Origin of the sequence: Desulfofundulus sp. (assembly GCF_049701015.1) — a bacterium.
Classification (GTDB): domain Bacteria; phylum Bacillota; class Desulfotomaculia; order Desulfotomaculales; family Desulfovirgulaceae; genus Desulfofundulus.
The window spans coordinates 1-2,209 of the sequence record NZ_JBNATZ010000094.1 but is presented as its reverse complement, the minus strand read 5'-3'; the positions used below and the strand labels follow the sequence as shown (position 1 = coordinate 2,209).

Genomic DNA, 2,209 nt, shown 5'->3' with positions numbered 1-2,209 from the left:
TCGCGCCCATTTTATCGCCGCCTCGACATCATCAGCGGTTATGCCCTCTCTTTTAAACCGCTCCCTGATTGGTCTGGCAAAATCTTCAAAATCGTTGGGCGGCACCATTTTCTTTATTTCGATGCGCGAATCTTTCTTTTCAAAAAGAATATAATCCCCTTTTTTGATATCCAGGAATTTCCTTAACTCCAGAGGGAGGGTTACCTGTCCTTTAGTAGTTACCCGGGCAATATAAAGTTCCCTCATAAATATCAGCTCCTGGTAATACATTCTTACCTGGAGGATATCATGCCTTTTCTTGTCAGTCAAGAAGTGTTTGAGTGCGTAAGGCGGCACCAGGCATGTAGCACTTGAGAAAGCAACTTGGTTCCCATGAATTTTAGTAATTTGTTTGCCCAATTGACCTTGTTATTTTGATAGTTAAGAAATTTAAGTTTTCGCCCGTACCGGCAGGGAAGACCGGTTTGGCGTCGAATTTTCAACTCATCCAGGGACAGGAAAAAGACCCTGCTCTTTTCTTGAGGGAGAGCGGATTATGGCTAAAAAGTTCCAGTTTTTCTGTCTCACGGCTGCTTTGCTTTTGCTGGCTGGCGGGGTGAGTTTTCTTTTCGCTTTTGTCCTGCCGGGCGGGTATGAGGCCGCGGTCCGGCACGGTGTGGGAGCACCGGCCGGTGCGACCGGTGGTACAGGAGACGAACGGGGTACTGGTGTTGGTGCGGACAGCCCGGGCCTTTACACACTGTACCTTTCCCGCAGCCCCCGGCCTGCGGAGCTGGAGCAGCTACACCGGCTGGCCGAAGTGGGTGATTTCGGCGGGGAAACGCTGCTGGTGCGCTGTCCCGCGGTGCGGGTAAGGGACCTGGCAGCATTGGGTTTTACCAGGGACATAAAACCGTATACACCGGAAGAAAAATTAAAGACCCTGGTCCAGGCCGGCCTGTACGCCGGTGAAAAGGGGACTCCACAGGCCCCGGCTCGGGACGCAGCGAAGTCCCGTGCTCCTGCTCAAAAAGGCGGCGTTCCCGGCCCGGCGGGGGGGACTGCCGGCGGAGGCCGGGTCACCGTCAACCTGGTGACCTTTCAACCCGGAGACAAGGACGGCCTGGCCGCACTGGTGAAAGCCGCCGGGGGGGAAGTGCTGCGCGGGCTGGGTGAAGAGGGGAGCGTATTGCGGGTGCGCCTGCCGGAAAAACAACTGGCCGGCGTGGCTTCCTCACCCCTGGTAATGCGCGTGGAACCATACGCTTCCCCGCGTTTCTTAAACGACCGTGCGGCAGGTATAGTGGGCGCCGCCCCTCTAAAAGCCCCGGGGTTTGTTGTCCCCGGCGGCTTGAACGGGGCCGGCCAGGTTGTTGCCCTGGCCGACAGCGGGCTGGGAACGGGGGACCTGGAGAACCCGCACCCCGACCTGAAAGATGTTCCGGGGCAAAAACCAAAGGTAATCATGCTCAAGTCCTGGTCCGGGCGCGCTAAAGCCGACGACCCTGTGGGTCACGGTACCCACATGGCGGCCACCATAGCGGGGACCGGTGCCGCCTCCGGGGGGCAGTTTGCCGGCCTGGCCCCGGGGGCCAGCCTTTACTTTGAGGGCATCCTGGATAAAAATGGGGAGATCGACCCTCCGGCGGACCTGGCGGCCCTGTTCCGCCCGGCCTACGCAGCGGCCGCCCGCATTCACGTGGACGGCTGGGGCAGTCCCGTGAATGCCTATCTGAGCAGCGCTGCCCGGATAGACGCCTTTGTGCGTCAGAACCCCGACTTCCTGGTTGTTGTAGGCGCAGGTAACGGCGGGCCGGGTGCCGGTACCATCACCGCCGAGGCCAACAGCAAGAACGCCCTGGTGGTGGGAGCCAGCGAAAGCGTGCGCCCCTCTTTCGGGCCCGCCAGCGACAACGCGGGGGAAGTGGCCTCCTTTTCCAGCCGGGGGCCGGCCAGGGACGGGCGCATCCGCCACGACCTGGTAGCTCCCGGGACGGGCATTATCTCAGCCCGTTCCCCTCTGGTGAAGGGGAATTTTCAGGCCAACCCGCAGTATACCCGCCTTCAGGGGACCAGTATGGCTGCCGCAGTTGCAGGCGGGGCGGCCGCCCTCCTGCGGCAATATTTCCAGCAGCAGGGTGTGAAGTCGCCTTCTGCGGCCCTGCTCAAAGCGGCCCTGATCAACGGGGCCGACCCCCTGGACCGGGCGGGGGCGGCCGAAGCCCGCCCC

2 protein-coding genes are annotated in these 2,209 nt (G+C 60.7%); one reads left to right on the top strand and one right to left on the bottom strand.

Annotated elements, in window-relative coordinates; translation table 11 throughout:
- Nucleotides 1-246 (bottom strand): AbrB/MazE/SpoVT family DNA-binding domain-containing protein (locus ACPLUI_RS07465; RefSeq protein ID WP_424659641.1); only part of this gene is annotated, 246 nt, incomplete at its 3' end.
- A gap of 289 nt (nt 247-535) precedes the next feature.
- Between ACPLUI_RS07465 and ACPLUI_RS07460 the strand changes: the two genes are divergently transcribed.
- Nucleotides 536-2,209 (top strand): S8 family serine peptidase (locus tag ACPLUI_RS07460; RefSeq protein ID WP_424659640.1); only part of this gene is annotated, 1,674 nt, incomplete at its 3' end.